General features: G+C 41.5%; 16 protein-coding genes and 1 riboswitch. Of the genes, 15 read left to right on the plus strand and 1 reads right to left on the minus strand.

All coding sequences use genetic code 11. The features are described from left to right. Window positions 1–107: 107 nt before the first annotated feature. Window positions 108–1,235 carry a 5-methyltetrahydropteroyltriglutamate--homocysteine S-methyltransferase gene (locus tag QFZ31_RS02275; protein ID WP_307300600.1) on the minus strand — a complete coding sequence of 376 codons (1,128 nt, stop codon included), beginning with the start codon at window positions 1,233–1,235 and terminating at the stop codon, window positions 108–110. 79 nt (window positions 1,236–1,314) lie between these two features. After that, window positions 1,315–1,416: riboswitch (SAM riboswitch) on the minus strand. Between the two features lie 208 nt (window positions 1,417–1,624). On the opposite strand from QFZ31_RS02275, the gene purT reads away from it, so the two are divergent. From purT to QFZ31_RS02350, 15 genes are all read left to right on the plus strand, one after another. After that, complete coding sequence (purT, locus tag QFZ31_RS02280; protein WP_307300601.1) at window positions 1,625–2,794, plus strand: formate-dependent phosphoribosylglycinamide formyltransferase; 1,170 nt, start codon at window positions 1,625–1,627, stop codon at window positions 2,792–2,794. Between the two features lie 48 nt (window positions 2,795–2,842). Beyond that, complete coding sequence (locus QFZ31_RS02285; RefSeq protein ID WP_307300602.1) at window positions 2,843–4,114, plus strand: OFA family MFS transporter; 1,272 nt, start codon at window positions 2,843–2,845, stop codon at window positions 4,112–4,114. Window positions 4,115–4,483: 369 nt separating this feature from the next. Beyond that, window positions 4,484–5,071, plus strand: a complete 588-nt coding sequence (locus QFZ31_RS02290; RefSeq protein ID WP_307300603.1) for a TetR/AcrR family transcriptional regulator — start codon at window positions 4,484–4,486, stop codon at window positions 5,069–5,071. A gap of 16 nt (window positions 5,072–5,087) precedes the next feature. After that, the gene (locus QFZ31_RS02295; protein WP_307300604.1) at window positions 5,088–6,695 is read left to right on the plus strand and encodes a class I adenylate-forming enzyme family protein; all 1,608 of its coding nucleotides are present in this window, start codon (window positions 5,088–5,090) and stop codon (window positions 6,693–6,695) included. Beyond that, a complete protein-coding gene (locus tag QFZ31_RS02300) occupies window positions 6,667–7,872 on the plus strand; it encodes an acyl-CoA dehydrogenase family protein (RefSeq protein WP_307300605.1) in 1,206 nt (401 codons plus the stop codon). Before QFZ31_RS02295 ends, QFZ31_RS02300 begins: the two co-directional genes overlap by 29 nt. Before the next feature lie 14 nt (window positions 7,873–7,886). Continuing rightward, window positions 7,887–8,885 (plus strand): NADPH:quinone oxidoreductase family protein, encoded by a 999-nt coding sequence (locus QFZ31_RS02305; protein ID WP_307300606.1) that lies wholly within the window; start codon window positions 7,887–7,889, stop codon window positions 8,883–8,885. Then, the gene (locus tag QFZ31_RS02310; RefSeq protein WP_307300607.1) at window positions 8,878–9,654 is read left to right on the plus strand and encodes an enoyl-CoA hydratase/isomerase family protein; all 777 of its coding nucleotides are present in this window, start codon (window positions 8,878–8,880) and stop codon (window positions 9,652–9,654) included. The genes QFZ31_RS02305 and QFZ31_RS02310 overlap by 8 nt, the downstream gene beginning before the upstream one ends. A gap of 96 nt (window positions 9,655–9,750) precedes the next feature. Further along, on the plus strand, window positions 9,751–10,881 hold the full coding sequence (gene dctP, locus QFZ31_RS02315) for a TRAP transporter substrate-binding protein DctP (protein ID WP_307300608.1): 1,131 nt from the start codon (window positions 9,751–9,753) through the stop codon (window positions 10,879–10,881). A gap of 164 nt (window positions 10,882–11,045) precedes the next feature. Then, window positions 11,046–12,371, plus strand: a complete 1,326-nt coding sequence (locus QFZ31_RS02320; RefSeq protein ID WP_307300609.1) for a TRAP transporter large permease — start codon at window positions 11,046–11,048, stop codon at window positions 12,369–12,371. Window positions 12,372–12,389: 18 nt separating this feature from the next. Beyond that, window positions 12,390–12,923: a TRAP transporter small permease gene (locus tag QFZ31_RS02325; protein ID WP_307300611.1), complete on the plus strand. Its 534-nt coding sequence runs from the start codon at window positions 12,390–12,392 to the stop codon at window positions 12,921–12,923. A gap of 4 nt (window positions 12,924–12,927) precedes the next feature. Next, the gene (locus QFZ31_RS02330; protein ID WP_307300612.1) at window positions 12,928–13,710 is read left to right on the plus strand and encodes a 2-phosphosulfolactate phosphatase; all 783 of its coding nucleotides are present in this window, start codon (window positions 12,928–12,930) and stop codon (window positions 13,708–13,710) included. Then, window positions 13,668–14,438 carry an enoyl-CoA hydratase/isomerase family protein gene (locus tag QFZ31_RS02335; RefSeq protein WP_307300613.1) on the plus strand — a complete coding sequence of 257 codons (771 nt, stop codon included), beginning with the start codon at window positions 13,668–13,670 and terminating at the stop codon, window positions 14,436–14,438. The genes QFZ31_RS02330 and QFZ31_RS02335 overlap by 43 nt, the downstream gene beginning before the upstream one ends. A 17-nt stretch (window positions 14,439–14,455) precedes the next feature. Further along, on the plus strand, window positions 14,456–15,508 hold the full coding sequence (locus QFZ31_RS02340; protein ID WP_307300614.1) for a phosphotransferase family protein: 1,053 nt from the start codon (window positions 14,456–14,458) through the stop codon (window positions 15,506–15,508). 14 nt (window positions 15,509–15,522) lie between these two features. Continuing rightward, window positions 15,523–15,948, plus strand: coding sequence for a MaoC family dehydratase N-terminal domain-containing protein (locus QFZ31_RS02345; RefSeq protein WP_307300615.1), 426 nt, complete (start codon window positions 15,523–15,525; stop codon window positions 15,946–15,948). Between the two features lie 33 nt (window positions 15,949–15,981). Continuing rightward, window positions 15,982–16,368 carry a MaoC/PaaZ C-terminal domain-containing protein gene (locus tag QFZ31_RS02350; RefSeq protein ID WP_307300617.1) on the plus strand — a complete coding sequence of 129 codons (387 nt, stop codon included), beginning with the start codon at window positions 15,982–15,984 and terminating at the stop codon, window positions 16,366–16,368. The last annotated feature ends 22 nt before the right edge of the window (window positions 16,369–16,390 follow it).

Consider the following 16,390-nt stretch of genomic DNA (forward strand, 5'->3'; position numbering starts at 1 on the left):
TAGCATTACATAATAAGAGATGTAACGGATAAGCCGAAAATATGCAAGTTTATTGATTCCCTTGCATATTTTCGCTCTAATATACCAAAAACATACCCCAAAACGGGTTAAATAGTCCCCCAAACACTAGTAGCTAGATTCACAACGTGTTTGATTTTATTCCATTGGTCTTCCTCGGTTAAAATATTTCCTTCTTCTGTACTAGCAAAGCCACATTGCGGACTTAGTGCCAAGTTTTCTAAAGGGATAAACTCGCTTGCTTCGTTGATCCGGGCTTTAATGGTGTCAGCATTCTCAAGTTCCGGCAATTTTGAAGTGATTAATCCCAGAACGACAGTCAAATCGGGGCGGTTAAAGCTTTTTAATGGTTCAAAATCACCAGAACGCTGATCATCGTATTCTAGGAACAGTCCGTCCACATTTAACTCAGCGAAAATCGCGTCAGAAATATGGTCATATCCTCCGCTAGTAATATACGTAGATTTAAAATTACCTCGGCAAATGTGCATTGTAATTAACAAATCATCGGGTTTGTCTGCGATGACGTCATTGATACATGCAACTCTTGCTTTGATAATTTCTTGTACGTTTATGCCTTCTTTTTCAACCACAGCAGTAATTCGTTCTTCCGAGACGAAATCAATCCAAGACGTATCATCTAATTGCAAGTATCGACAGCCTGCATCATAAAATGCTTGAATTGCCTTTCTGTATGCAGCAACAGTATCGTTATAAAACTCCTCTTTTTTGCCGTTATAATACTCATCACCTTGAATTCTAGTGAAAAGCATATTTGGGCTAGGAATGGAGAATTTCGCTACTTGGCTTCCATCCCCATATTTTTCAACCGCTCGTTTTAAAAACTCAAAGTGGTCAATCATATAATGTTGATCGAAGTAGACCTTACCAACGACTTTAATGGCATTATTTCTTGTTTTCGCCCCTTTAAAGGCACTCACATATTGGCTTTCAAAGAATTCTACACCTTTGAGACCTGCTAAAAAGTCTAAGTGCCACCAAGAACGTCTGAACTCGCCATCGGTAATTGATTTAAGACCTACCTCGATTTGTTTTTGTACCAGTTTCTTAATTTCTCTATCCTCAACTTCCTTTAGGGCTGCTCTATCGATCTCCCCGTTTGCAAAAGCCTTTCTTGCTGCTTTAATCGGTTCTGTTCGAAGAAAACTCCCTACATGATCGGCTTTAAACGGAGCTTTAACTAGTGTTTTTGTCATCTTTTCTTACCCTCTTTCTAGATAATAAAAAACCCTCTTCTAAAAAATAAGAAGAGGGGGAAGTCCATAACCAAATCTCTTCTTATCTTCAAGCATTCACTACTGGAATTGGCACAGTACTATTCATTAGTCTGCTGCCGAGGCTTCATAGGGCCAGTCCCTCAACCTCTCTTGATAAGAGTATTCTTGCGTATGTAATTACCTGTTAAGTTACACGTATTCAGATAAACTGTCAACTAATATCTATTACGATATCGCTTTCATTTTATATACGAATAATAATAGTTATTTTCAGGCTTAATGTTCGTATTTTAGTAAAAATAATAGCTTGTCATCGGTGAAAATATAGGATAATATAATCAAAAGACAAACGATAGGGGTTGTGTTAGGTGTTTGGTACCCAGACGAAAAAGATCATGTTACTTGGTTCAGGTGAACTTGGAAAAGAAACGATTATTGAGGCGCAGCGACTAGGGCTCGAGACCATTGCTGTTGACCGTTATGAAAATGCTCCTGCCATGCAGGTGGCTCACCGTTCATATGTGGTGGACATGCTTGATGGAGAAGAACTTCGGAGTGTAATAGAAAGAGAGAAACCAGATTTGGTGGTTCCCGAGATTGAGGCGATTGCCACAGAAACACTAGTGGAACTTGAAAAAGAAGGTTTCCGTATCGTACCGACAGCGAATGCTGTGAACTTAACGATGGATCGGGAAGGAATCCGCCGATTGGCCAGCGAGGACCTAGGGCTTCCCACAGCGAAGTACGCCTTTGCGGACACCCTTTACGAACTCAGGAATGCTGTTCAGAAAATCGGGACACCATGCGTTATAAAACCCATTATGAGCTCTTCTGGAAAAGGGCAAACGATTTGCCGGTCCATGGAGGATGTGGAATGGTCTTGGAATGAGGCGATGGCAGGTGGAAGAGGGAAGAAAGCCCGAATGATTGTGGAGGAATTTATCCTTTTTGAATCTGAAATCACGCTATTAACTGTACGTTCCGCTTCTGGCACAACCTTTTGTGCACCTATTGGACACGTCCAAAAAGATGGTGACTATATTGAATCCTGGCAGCCGCATGACATGACAGAGGCGCAAATCCTAGAGGCACAGGATATCGCAAAAAAAATCACGGATGGGCTTGGCGGCTTCGGAGTTTTTGGAGTGGAGTTATTTCTTTCTCCACAAGGTGTCTATTTTAGTGAAGTGTCACCACGACCGCATGACACGGGGATGGTTACCATGGTTACACAAGATCTATCTGAGTTTGCCTTACATGTAAGGGCGATTTTAGGCTATCCAATTCCAGATGTTCAGCTAGTGAAACCGGGTGCTAGTCATACGATTAAGGCTATAAAAGAAAGTAAGAAGTACCACATATCAGGAATAGCAGAAAGCTTATCCGTCCCTCATACACAGGTTCGAGTATTTGGAAAACCAGAAACCAAAGTGGGGCGACGAATGGCGGTAGTGTTAAGCAACGGGGAATCTGTCGATGATGCTAGAGAAAGAGCACAGACAGCAGCTTCTAAATTGATGTTAACCTATGAAGATTAACCTTTTAGAATCAACGAGATTATACAATTTGGAAAGAGGGATGGATGAATGCATACAAAAAAGCGTTGGTTAATCGCGCTATCGGCGGTTGGCATACATATTTCGATTGGATCAGTGTACGCTTGGAGTGTTTTCACAAAACCACTTCAACAGGAAATGGGCTGGGGATTAAAGCAAATTTCGTTCACATTTAGCTTAGCTATACTTTTCTTAGGATTATCTGCAGCCTTTTTAGGGCATTTTGTCGAGAAGTTTGGACCGAGAGCTGCTGGAACGCTTAGCGCTGTGTTTTTTGGGACTGGAGTAGCTGGGGCAGGTTTTGCTATTCAAATAGAATCATTGCTATTACTCTATTTATTTTATGGAATGATCGCTGGAATTGGGTTAGGAGTTGGCTATATTACACCAGTTTCTACCTTGGTAAAATGGTTCCCTGATAGAAGAGGACTTGCAACAGGGCTAGCGATAATGGGATTTGGATTTGCTTCCATGATCAGTAGTCCGATTATGAATTATTTAATCGTGAACTATGGGATTTCTAACACCTTCTATTTACTTGGAGCAGCCTACTTCATTATCATATTTTGCTCTGCACAATATCTTGCTCCGCCGAAAGAAGGTTGGGTACCTAAGGGTATGGCAGCGGCAGGACAAAAATCAGGTGGTATGAAATTAAAAGAAGATTTGCGTCAGCTAACGGCAAATGAGGCAGTCAGAACAAGACAGTTTTGGGCGTTATGGTTGATGTTATTTATCAATGTTACCTGTGGAATTGCGATTCTTTCGGTTGCATCGCCGATGGCTCAAGAGCTAGTAGGTATGACAGCAACTGGGGCGGCAACAATGGTGGGAATCATGGGGTTATTTAACGGCGGCGGAAGGATTGTTTGGGCTACCATCTCTGATTATATCGGAAGACCAAATGTCTACACACTATTCTTTGCTTTTCAAATTGTTGCCTTTTTTATGCTTCCAAATATAACGGTAGGAATTCTATTTTCTATAATCGTTTATATGATCATGACCTGTTATGGAGGAGGGTTTTCATCCATACCGGCGTATATTGGCGATTTGTTTGGAACTAAGCAGCTTGGTGCTATTCATGGATATATTTTGACTGCATGGGCTGCAGCAGGTTTAGCAGGACCGATTTTTGTGTCCTGGGTTAGAGAAACAACCGGAAGCTATCAGGGGACATTAATCATTTTTTCAGGAATCTTTATTGTCGCTCTAACGGTTTCACTGCTTATCCGTCTTGATATTAAGAAATTAAGGGCTTTAAGCGAAAATCAAATGATGAAAAATGCGGGAAATTTTTAGAAAAAGAAATTAGTTCTAGTTAAATTAATGTTCGAAAAGCTGCCAATTCGGCAGCTTTTTATGTTTTATCAAAATATTAATAAATCGCACCTGTCTCAAAGCCCAATGAAGGTATGATCCTTGAATACAAGAGGTTTCTATCATCTGAAGAAGTTACACCTGCTTCTGTTTTTCATATACAAAAATTAACCGTGGTTCAAAAATAAAACATCATTCAAAAAAATGCTTGCAAAGTTAAAAAGGTGCTGTTAAATTATACTTAATACCAAATATTCAGATAATTAAATAAGGTTTAAAAACCGAACCTTGTTTAAAAAGATAATGTAAGCGGTTCCTTTGATTTCTAATTTCTATCAAAGCGGTGATCCTATGAAACTTTCAGAAAAGAAAATCCTCCGAAAGAAGGAACAAATTCTTCTTTCAGCCATTGAAATAGTGAATAGAAGAGGCTACAGTGGTGCAACCATGGAGGAAATTGCAGCCGAACTTTTAATGACTAAAGGGTCCCTCTATTATTATTTCAAAAATAAAAGTGATTTAATGTACCAATGTCATAACTTTGTCCTTTCCCAGGCAACAGAGGATCTGAAAGAAATACTGAATTCAGGGGAAGGAAGTGCAACAGAAGTTCTTGTAAAAATGATCTCTACCCACATGTTGTATGCAATTGAAGAGAAAGAAGTTTTCAACCTCATTATGGAGCCAAAGCGTTTTTATAATGAGGAGCAGCTTGACCTCGTGTTAAAGCTGAGAAAAGAATACGAGAGTTTATTCGACCAAATTATCAAAAGGGGAATCGCAAGTGGTGATTTCTGTGTAGAGGAGCCTTCCATCGAGAGAATGATAATACTTGGGGCCATGAACTGGGTGCAGCAATGGTATAATCCAAATGGTCGGTTATTGAAAGAAGAAGTGATTGAAAAATACACAAAATCTATTTTGAAAATTTTAAAATAAGAGGGAGGCACACCGTGTGATTCAAGAAGTGGAATTATTCGGAAGAAAGTCGATTAGAGTATTTGCAAACCGGCCAAAGAATATCAACGATATCCTCAACATGCAGCTCGCTGCCAACAAACAAAAGGAGGCGATTGTAACCGAGGAAAGATCACTCACTTATGAAGAGCTAAAAAGATACTCAAGCATAATAGCTGCCAACCTACAACGAAAATACAACATTCAAAAAGGAGACCGGGTTGCCACCATTATCGGTAATCGCTACCACTTTCCGCTCCTAGTCTTTGCTTGCGTTAAGCTTGGCGCGATTATGGTCCCAGTCAATGTTAAATTATCACCCGATGAAATGGCATATATCTTAAGTCATTCTGAAGTTAAAGTCATTGTTAGTGATAGTCAATTTGTACCCCAACTGAGCCAAATAAAAGAGATTAATGAAAATGCTCTCCCAGAGAAGACAAATATCTTTCTCATAGATGGGGAGGATTCATTTGCCCACTTAATGGATAGTAGAAATTCAACTCCTGACCTTACCCTACTAGAAGAGGTTGATCCTGCCTTTATTTTATATACATCCGGGACAACCGGCAGGCCAAAAGGGGCCGTATTATCGCACATTGGAGTCATTCACAGCTTAATGAATTACCAATCGGTATTTAACACTAATTCCACAATGAAAACCTTGATTGCAGTCCCCATGTTTCATGTTACTGGTTTAGTCGGTCAACTCCTGCACATGGTCTATGTCGGCGGTACATCCTACAGCATGGAACGTTACCAAAATAAGAAATACATCGAACTCACCTTACAGCATCGAATCAACTTCCTTTTCAACGTACCCACTATTTTCATCATGATGTCCTCTGAAGAAGAATTCAAAAAACACACCTTTGATTTTGTCACGAAAGTTGCCTATGGTGGATCACCTATTTACAAACAAACCTACCAACTACTCCAAAGTGCTTTTCCTAATGCTGAACTACATAATGCCTATGGCTCAACCGAAACTTCATCTCCAGCAACGCTAATGCCAAGAGCTCATCCGCCAGAAAAAGTCGCTTCCGTTGGTTTGGCGGTTCCAGTGGCGGATATCAAGATCATGAATGGTGAGGGAAAAGAGTGCAATGTTGGTGAAGTTGGCGAACTTTACATTAAGGGGCCAATGGTCATCCAAGAGTATTGGAGAAATGAGGATGCTAATTCTAAGAGCTTTACTAATGGCTATTGGCAATCCGGTGACATTGGAACAATGGATGAGGAGGGATACTATTATATTCTCGATCGTAAAAAGGACATGATCAATCGTGGAGGAGAGAAAATTTTTTCCATTGAAGTTGAGGATGTCTTGAAGAAGCTTGAATGGATTCGTGAAGCGGCAGTTGTCGGTGAACCAGATCCGATTTATGGGGAACGTGTGAAAGCTTTCGTCGTTAGCGACCAGCTGCAAGAAGTAGACATTCCCGCCATTCAAGCCCATTGTCGAACCTATCTTGCAAAATTTAAGGTTCCGGAGTTATTCGAATTCCTAGATGAACTGCCACGAAATGCTGCTGGAAAAATTCTAAAAAACAGTTTGAAAGAAAGAAGGGAAAACGATGTTAAAAGAACTGTCGAGTCAAGCTAAGCAACTACGAATACAACTTATTGAATTCATGGAGGAACATATTTATCGGAACGAAATGGTTTTTGAAGAAGAATTGAACCGTCAAGAAAATCGGTGGGAAATTCCCCCTATGATTGAAGAATTGAAGGAGAAAGCGAAAGCGCAAGGACTATGGAATTTATTTCTTCCCGATAAAGAATACGGCAGTGGACTTTCAAACTATGAATATGCTCATCTATGCGAAATAATGGGACGTTCCCTGCTGGCACCGGAAATCTTTAACTGCAATGCACCAGACACAGGGAATATGGAAGTTCTCATTAAGTACGGGACCGAAGAGCAAAAGAAGCAATGGCTTGAGCCGCTATTAGAAGGAAGAATTCGTTCGGTTTTCTCGATGACGGAACCGGATGTGGCATCTTCGGACGCAACCAATATTCAAAGCAGTATTGTGCGCGACGGTGATGAGTATGTAATAAACGCAAGAAAGTGGTGGTCAACAGGGGCACTAGATCCACGCTGCAAAGTAGCTATTGTAATGGGGAAAACCGACCCGAATGCAGAGAAGCACAAACAGCAGTCCATGATTCTTGTACCATTTGATGCGCCTGGAGTGGAAGTGAAAAGACATTTGCCGGTGTTTGGCTATGACCATGCACCGAACGGGCACGCTGAAGTCCACTACAACAATGTGCGCGTCCCAGTATCCAATATTTTATTAGGTGAAGGTAGAGGTTTTGAAATTGCTCAAGGACGCTTAGGACCAGGAAGAATTCATCATTGCATGCGTGCGATTGGAGCTGCTGAGCGTGCTCTTGATTTGATGATCAAGCGTTCCAATAGTCGTGAAGCTTTTAGTTCGAAACTAATTGATAAAGAGACGATAAGGGAACAATTTGCCGAAAGCCGTATTGACATCGAGCAGGCAAGATTACTTACCCTGCATGCCGCTAACAAGATCGATCAAGAAGGAGTAAAGGCAGCAAGAAAAGAAATTGCCATGATAAAAGTCGCTGTGCCACGAGTGTCAATTCGAGTCATTGATCGTGCCATCGAGGTTTTTGGTGGAGCTGGTGTCTCCGATGATTACCCACTTGCTGCACATTATGCAAATGCAAGGACGCTTAGAATTGTTGATGGACCAGACAAAGTCCATTTAAGAGATATTGCCAGATTAGAAATTAAAGAGCAGCTATAGGAGGTGCTACACCAATGATATCTTGGTTTGTGACAACGTTAGGAGAACCGGAAGAGGCTCTTGAAATTAGGGAAATTGAAAGGCCGCTCCCGGCAAGAGGGGAAGTAGTGGTTCGAGTTAAGGCTTTCGCACTTAATTTCTTTGATATTTTGCAATGCCAAGGAAAATATCAGGAGAAACCTGTGCTTCCGTTTACCCCTGGTGCGGAAGTGGCGGGAGTGATTGAAGAAGTTGGAGAGGGTGTGTCACTAACTGTCGGTCAGCGTGTTCTGGCAGTTCCACTTCTGCCTAATGGAGGATATACAGAAGCAGTCATTGTACAGGAAGATGATGTTTTTCCGATTCCAGATGAGCTCTCGTACAAGGAAGCTGCTGCGATGTATATTACCTACCATACTGCTTACTATGCTTTACATACAAAAGCACTTCTCCAGCCTTTCGAGACGCTTCTTGTTCACGCAGGTTCAGGAGGAGTTGGTTCCGCCGCAATCCAAATTGGAAAAGCCCTTGGTGCAAAAGTCATTGCAACCGCTGGAACGGATGAAAAGCTCGAAATTTGCAGGCAGCTAGGTGCCGATGTTGTTATCAATTACCGAGAAGAAGACTTTAGTCAACGAGTAAAGAAGGAAACTGCAGGGCATGGGGCAGATGTAATCTTTGATCCAGTGGGAGGAAATGTGTTCCATTTGTCACGTAAATGTATCGCATTTGATGGAAGGCTGCTAATTATTGGATTTGCGGGAGGGAATATTCCTGAAGCACCGATGAATCATGCCTTAATTAAAAATTACTCACTCGTTGGTGTCCACTTTGGCTACTTTAGGAAGCTATTTCCAGAAAAGGTGAAAGTTGCACATGACGAGCTGATGGAATTATACAAAGCAAAAAAAATTAAACCGCTTATTTATCACAATTATCCCTTCGAAGAAGTTCCAGCAGCCTTAAATCAATTGGGAAGCCGGGAAACATGGGGAAAATTAGTAGTTGGGACAAAGGGGGGCGCTTATGAGTGAATTTATTGAAATAAGGGTTGAACAAGGAATAGGACATATTATCTTGAACCGGCCAAGTAAGCTAAATGCTCTATCAAGGGATTTAGTGGCGGAATTACGGGAAGCACTTCTTGGATTGGAAAACAATCAAGCTGTGAAAGTAATCATTCTATCAGGCAACGGCAAATCCTTCTGTGCCGGTGGAGATATTGATTCTATGAACAAATTGAAAAATCAAGCAGAGGCTGCTGAGTGGGTTGAATTTGTTTCAGGGCTTACCCGACAGATTCTAGAGCTCAATAAGTATGTAATAGCTGCGATCCATGGTTACGCTGCCGGTGCAGGCTTTAGTCTCGCCCTCGCCTGTGATTTCATTGTTGCTGAAAGGGAAGCAAAATTTGCTTTAAGTTTTGCGAATATTGGCTTAATTCCTGACCTTGGATTAATTAAGCTTCTATCAGAGAGGATTTCACCACCTTTGGTTAAGGAATGGATTTCCACAGGAAAAACTATTACCGCCGAAGAAGCGTTGTCATATCAAATGATTAACCGCTTAGCAGAAGGGGATGTCGTACAGGAGGCGGAAACTTTTGCTGAGTTCATTGTAAATGGACCTTCAGTAGCAAACAAGTATGTCAAGTATCTTGTGAATACAGCCCCTTCTCTTCATCATGAAACAGCACTTATGCAGGAGAATACGATACAGGCAATATTACTTCAAACAGAAGATCACAAGGAAGGTGTATCCGCCTTTTTTGAGAAAAGAAAAGCTAGTTTTATAGGTTCTTAATAATATTGGTGTTACGTTCGTAAAAGGCTATTAAAAAGGCGTTTAGCCTTGAAAGAGATATAGTCATGTCCATTTATTAACGAGGGGGATACACGTGTGAGAAAAGGGAAAAAAGGGATTTTATTGACACTAATTTTAAGCGTTTTCATGATTTTGGCAGCCTGCTCGTCAGAAACATCTAAAAGTGGAGCGACAGGCGGAAAAGGTGAGACGGGCGAAGTCATTAAACTACGGGCAGCTACAGGTCTAAGTTCCCAGCATGCGTGGTGGTCAGCTAATATGATTCCGTGGATGGAACGTGTAGAAGAGTTGACGAATGGGCAAGTGGAGTTTGAAACATTCGCTGGAGGCGAACTTGTTTCGACACCGGATGAAGGAGATGCTGTTTTAAGCGGCACAATAGATGTCGGTCTAGTACTTCCCATCTATCAACCGGATCAATATGCAATGGCTGAGATTACTATGCTCCCACTTGCAAAGTCAGATGCCCATATCGGTTCGAATGCATGGAAAGAATTGTTAGCTAGTGATGTTGAACTTGCTGATGGAAAAACATTTTCTGAATTGCAGTTTGGTGATTTTAAAATTTTCCCAGTTGCTACAACTCAGGAGTATTCGATTTCTACAACTGGAAAAGAATTTAAGACTGCCAAAGATGTGAAAGGTACATCTCTTCGTACTCCTTCACGCATCCATGAAAAATACTCCGAAATCATTGGCATTAACAGTGTTACGATGCCTGCGGTTGAAATGTATGATTCACTCAGCAGAGGCTCATTTGATGGCAGTTACTATAGTATAGCTGACTGGTCCGGGTATGGTTTCCAGGATCTATTCAAATACACAATTACAGGAGTAAACTTCGGACATTTTAATGCGTTTATTGGCATGAGTAATGAGAAGTGGGATAGTCTGCCAAAGAATGTCCAGGAGGCTATGACCCAGGCAAACGAAGAATTGTTCTCAAAAGGAGCAGATGAGTGGATTAAGCGTTCGGAAGATATGATGAAGAAAAATGAAGCGGATGGTGGTAAGTTTGTTGAATTTTCCACCCTCGATCAAGGAGTTCAAGATTTAATTAACAAGGGGATTGAAGATACCTGGAAGGATTATGCTAGCCTTCTTGAAAAACAAGGACAGCCAGGGAACAAGTTAGTCACTTTATGGCGTGACATTATTCTCGAACAAGGCGGAGACGTCCCAGACGGCGTTAAGAAAATGAAATAAAACAGAAAAAAAGGGTGCTAGTCACAGTACCATTGTTCGTGACTAGCCCTGACATGCATTTATTGATAAGAAAATTATTTTTTATAGGTAATACTCCTAATTGCCCTTATGAACTGAAGCTAGGAAATGAGGGACACATAATTATTGGAAGGTAGGGGAGTAAAATGGATGCAGTAATCGTCATTACCATCACACTTACATTATTAGTCCTTTTTCTGCTGTCTGGCTTGTACATTCATTCCGTGTTATTTGCCTGTGGAATCATTGGGATTATTTTATTAGAAGGCTTCGATATTTTACCTGGACTCTTAGGAAACGAGCCATTTAACCGAGTGGCAAGTTATACGTTAACAACGATTCCATTGTACGTGTTGATGGCCCAATTCATTTTGAAAGCGGACATTGTAAAAGACATTTTTTACTTGGTACATAAGGTATCCAGAGGAAAAAATGGTGCGTTGGGTGTGTTAACCATGATTATTGGAGGACTGCTTGGGGCAGTATCAGGCTCTGGTACAGCCACTGCCGCATCACTTGGTCAGGTCGCAGTTCCAGAGCTGCGCAGACACGGTTATAGTGGACCGCTTGCAGGGGCAATAGCAGCAGCAGCGGGCTCTCTTTCAGGAGTTATTCCGCCAAGTATCATTTTAATTCTTTATGGAGTAGCTACTGAAACTCCTATAGGCTCGTTATTTATTGGTTCAGTGATCCCAGGAATACTATGTATGTTAGTGTTTATCGCTGTGATGCTGGTTTATTACAAAATGGAAAAAAAGCAGCACGTTGCTCAAGACGAAGTAGCTGCAACAGTCGAAGAAGCACATTATGTCTCCGTACCACGGCTAATAACCGTCATTTTCATTTCCTTTTTAGTGATGGCAGTCATTTTCGTAGGGATTTATAGTGGTCTTTTCACTCCAACAGAAGCAGGTGCGGTAGGATCATTTGTGGCTTTATTAGCTGCACTTGTGTTAGGAAAGGTGAATTTTAATTTTATCAAATACTCTGTTATCGAAACGCTTCGGTTAACAGGTATGGTTCTAATTATCATGATTGGGGCGCAAATCTTTGGCCGATTCATCTCGCTTTCCCTAATTCCTAGAAAATTAATTGCGATGCTTGAGCCAATTATGGATACTCCAGCATTAGTGCTTATCGTGATTTCTGTGGTGCTTTTCATCATGTTTATGTTCATTGAAGGGGCTGCGGTCATTTTAATGTCTATTCCAGTACTCCTTCCAATTATCAATGCCATGCAGATTGATATATTATGGTTCGGTGTCTTTGTCGGTGTTATCTGTACCATCGGTCTACTCACTCCTCCGGTTGGGTTAAGTGTATATGCGGTAGCAGGTGTCAGTAATATACGATTAGAACCGATATTCCGTATAGGGATGGTGTTTGCCCTCGCTGCACTCGTTGTGGTCTGTGGACTAATGATTCTTTTCCCTGAACTTGCCACATACCTGCCAAATTCAATGGATTCTTAACAGAAAGGATGATGAGGAATGAACGGGATTTTAAATGCCTACAAATATTTTAATTGGATTAAGCTCATAGGAGTATGGATTAGCGGAATCAGCTTGTTTGGGATGATGTTGTTTATTACCGTAGATGTATTTTTGCGGAACACTGGCGGCGACACGATTAACGGCGGGTTTGAAATTGTTCAGAACTACTTTATGCCGATCCTCGTTTTTCCAGCTCTAGCGTATATGTATTCATCTAATGTTCTTCCAAGAATGGACCTTTTGATGGATCGTTTTCAGAATAGAACGAAGAAAGTGTTTATTTTTGGAATGATTATTATAGAACTCTTTATTCTTGTACTAATGACGCAATTTACTTGGGACTATGCCATGGACGGGCTGGCACGAAAAATGTCCTTTCCGGCGGCGGGAACATTATACCCGATATATCCTTTGTTCTTTTTAATTCCCGCAGGTTTTGCTTTAATCATTGTCGAGAACCTATTCATTCTGATAAGAAACCTGCTGGAGAAAGAACCTTCTTTCCTATTTAAAATAGAAAGAAATAGTTAATAAAATGAGAAAAATCCATGTGATCACGCAAAAAGAATTAGTCGATTCGGAAATGATTCGTAATTGTACAGCGGTGGTCATCGATGTCTTACTGGCCACCTCAACAATTACCTATTTACTTGAAAAAGGCTATGAACCTGTCTATGCCGTAAAAGACGCATTATCAGCACTTGATATCGTAAAGAAGCAGAACAGCCCATATTTGTTAATGGGCGAATGGCAGGGAGAATCGATTGAGAATTTCAATTATCCAGACCCCATGTTAATCGAAACCACCAAGATAAAACAACCAGCTATTATTTGCTCAACGAATGGAACGATTGCGATTGAAAAAGCTAAGCAGGCGAAGGCGCTATATGCGTCTTCGCTTATCAATGGCCACACTGTCGCCGAACATATTAGGCAGCAGGACGATGGGTCGTCGATTGTCCTTATCTGTTCCGGAAATGCTGGACGTCTCTCCATGGAAGATTTTATCGGGTCTGGACAAATCATTGATCACCTCACAAGGAATAATGTCTTTGAGCTTTCCGATGCAGCAAGGCTTGCAAGAGATTCCTTCGTTTATGCCAAGTCAAAACAGTTTGTTAACCTGCTGGAAAGTGAGACGGCAGGGCTGTTAAGAAGAACTGGTTATGAGCGCTGCACTCAATGGGTCATTGACCATGTGGAAAAAGTAGATGTCGTGCCTGTGTATAGGAATGGGAGACTTTATACATCCCAAATAGGAAGGGAGAGGTCAGAATGTTGGTTACATACGAACAAAAAGGATTTGTTTACCTGCTGACCATTGCAAATCCGCCATTGAATGTACTGACTGATGCACTTTTAAGTGATTTAGACGAAATGGTTGATGAAATTCTCGCCAAATTGGACTGCCGAGCACTAGTCGTCACCGGAGCAGGTGAAAAGGCATTTGTTGCAGGTGCAGATATTAATCAATTTCTTCATCTCGATGCCACTGAGGGTGCGAGATTAGTAGAGAAAGGGAAAAAGATTTTTGATAAGCTCGCCTATGCACCGTTTCCGGTAGTTTGTGCGATAAATGGTATTGCATTAGGCGGAGGACTAGAACTGGCACTGGCTTGTGATATTAGAATTGCTGAGCAAAAAGCAAAAATAGGTTTACCCGAAACCGGATTGGCGATTTTGCCAGGCTACAGCGGGACACAGCGGTTAACACAATTAATTGGTCCTGGCCGGGCAAAGAAAATGATTTTTACAGGTGCAGCCCTTTCTGCCGATGAAGCGTATGAATGGGGAGTGATTGAAGCGGTGGTTCCGAACGGTGAATCTGTCAACGAAGCTCTAGCACTTGCTGAACAAATCGCAAGCAAAGGTCCGTTAGCGATCAAAAAAGCAAAACAAGCGATTACTCAAGGTTTAGATCTTACGTTTGAGGAAGGTCAAGCATTTGAAACACAATGCTTTGCTGATCTTTGTCAGACCGAAGACATGCTAGAAGGGGCAATGGCTTTTAAGGAAAAACGTGTTCCGACCTATTACGGCAAGTAAACAGGGGTGAATTAAGGATGATGAAGACTGTCAACCAATATATTGATCACGAACATATTAATTGGGGTTTATTGGAACTGTTGATCCGAGAATCGGTTCCAGGCATCCCGAATGAAGCTTTGAAGGTTAAGAAATTTTCTGAAGGCTATTCCAATCACACCTATTTACTGTCGTTTGGGGACTGGGAATCGGTGTTAAGGAGACCGCCGTTTGGTGAAATTCCGGCGAAAGCTCATGATATTAAACGAGAATATACCATTCTATCCAAACTTCATGGAGTCTATCCCCTTGCCCCCAAACCCTATTTATACAGCGACGACCCTGCCATTATGGGGCGGCATTTTTACCTCATGGAAAAAAAGCAAGGGGTGGTCGTTAATGATGTTCTTCCAGACACGTATGGACCTTCAGAGCTGGTTGGCCCTGGCATATCAAAAAGTATCATTACTAGCTTAATTGAGCTTCAAAAAGTAGATTACAAGAAAGCAAACTTAATGGATATTGGGAAACCAGAAGGATTTTTGGAAAGGCAGGTTCATAGCTGGATTAAACGCTACAGCGTGTCCAAAACGCATGAAATTGCTGGAGTTACGGAACTGGAGGCATGGCTGATAAAACAAATGCCGGCAACGGTCGAAACGACGATTGTTCATAATGACTTTAAACTTAACAACCTCGTCCTAGACCCACATGACCCTGGCGTAGTAAAAGGGGTACTTGACTGGGAAATGGCAACCATTGGCGATCCGATGACAGATATTGGGGCAGTTCTTGCATACTGGGGAGAAGCGGGTGATCCAGACATGGGAATTTCGCTAGTGACCAATCAGAAAGGCTTTTTTTCAAGAAGGGAAATGGCTGAACAGTATGCCAAGGTAAGCGGTCGTGACATCTCACACATTGACTATTACGTGGCATTCGGCTTTTACAAGCTTGCTGTCATATTACAACAGCTTTATTATCGCTGGAAAAAAGGTGCAGCAGACGACGATCGGTTTCGGAAGCTTCAATCTCCGATTGCCAATTTATTTAACTTGGCGAATTTAACACGGACAAACAAAATCTTGTAAAAAAGAGGGATGAGATGAAAGAGGAGATGACGCACCACTACAAGCCTTTCGAGATAGAACGGGGAAAAATCAAAACGTTTGCTAAGGTACTGGGTCTCAAAAATTCGATTTATTATAGCCAAGAGGAAGCACAGCGACAGAGTTATCGTGATGTCTTGGCCCCTCCAACTTTTCCAACCGTCATTGAGTACACAAATGATTGCGATCTTTATCAATTTTTTGATCGGTTACAGCTTCATCCGGAAAAGGTCCTCCATGGTGAACAATCATATGAATACTATGAGGAAATTTGTGCAGGTGACACTATTTCCGCCACGCTTACTGTAGAAAGAATCGAGGAAAAGCGAAATATGACCTTTTATTATTTGAAGACGATGTACCGTAATCAATTTAATGAACTAACAGTTGTATGTATGATCACTTTGATTAAAATGCCTTAAATTGCACCTGTGCCCGTGAATGGAGGGGGAAAATTGTCCCATAAACAATATAAAGTTAAGCATATACAACCCATTGACTTAATCCAGTATGCAGGAGCTTCAGGTGACTTCAACCCTGTCCACACCATCCCCGATGCTGCCAGAAAAAGCGGCCATCCACAGCCAATTGCTCATGGTATGTATATCATGGGCTTGGTTTCAAAAGCACTGGAAGTATGGTATCCAAAGGGAAAACTAGCAAAATTTCAGGTTCGTTTTCAGTCGCCTACTTACCCTGGGGAAGAGCTAATAATCACTGAAACAAAGATCGAAAAAACAGAATCGGATGACCTGCACGGGACCATTGAAGTCACGGATGCTCAACAGCAAGTAAAACTGAGAGGAGCATTTTCATTAAAAGGAGGTAAAGAACATGACTGATGTCTATTTAGTTCAAGATTCT

It is taken from the genome of Neobacillus niacini, from assembly GCF_030817595.1.
In the GTDB taxonomy this organism is placed as follows: domain Bacteria; phylum Bacillota; class Bacilli; order Bacillales; family Cytobacillaceae; genus Neobacillus; species Neobacillus niacini_G.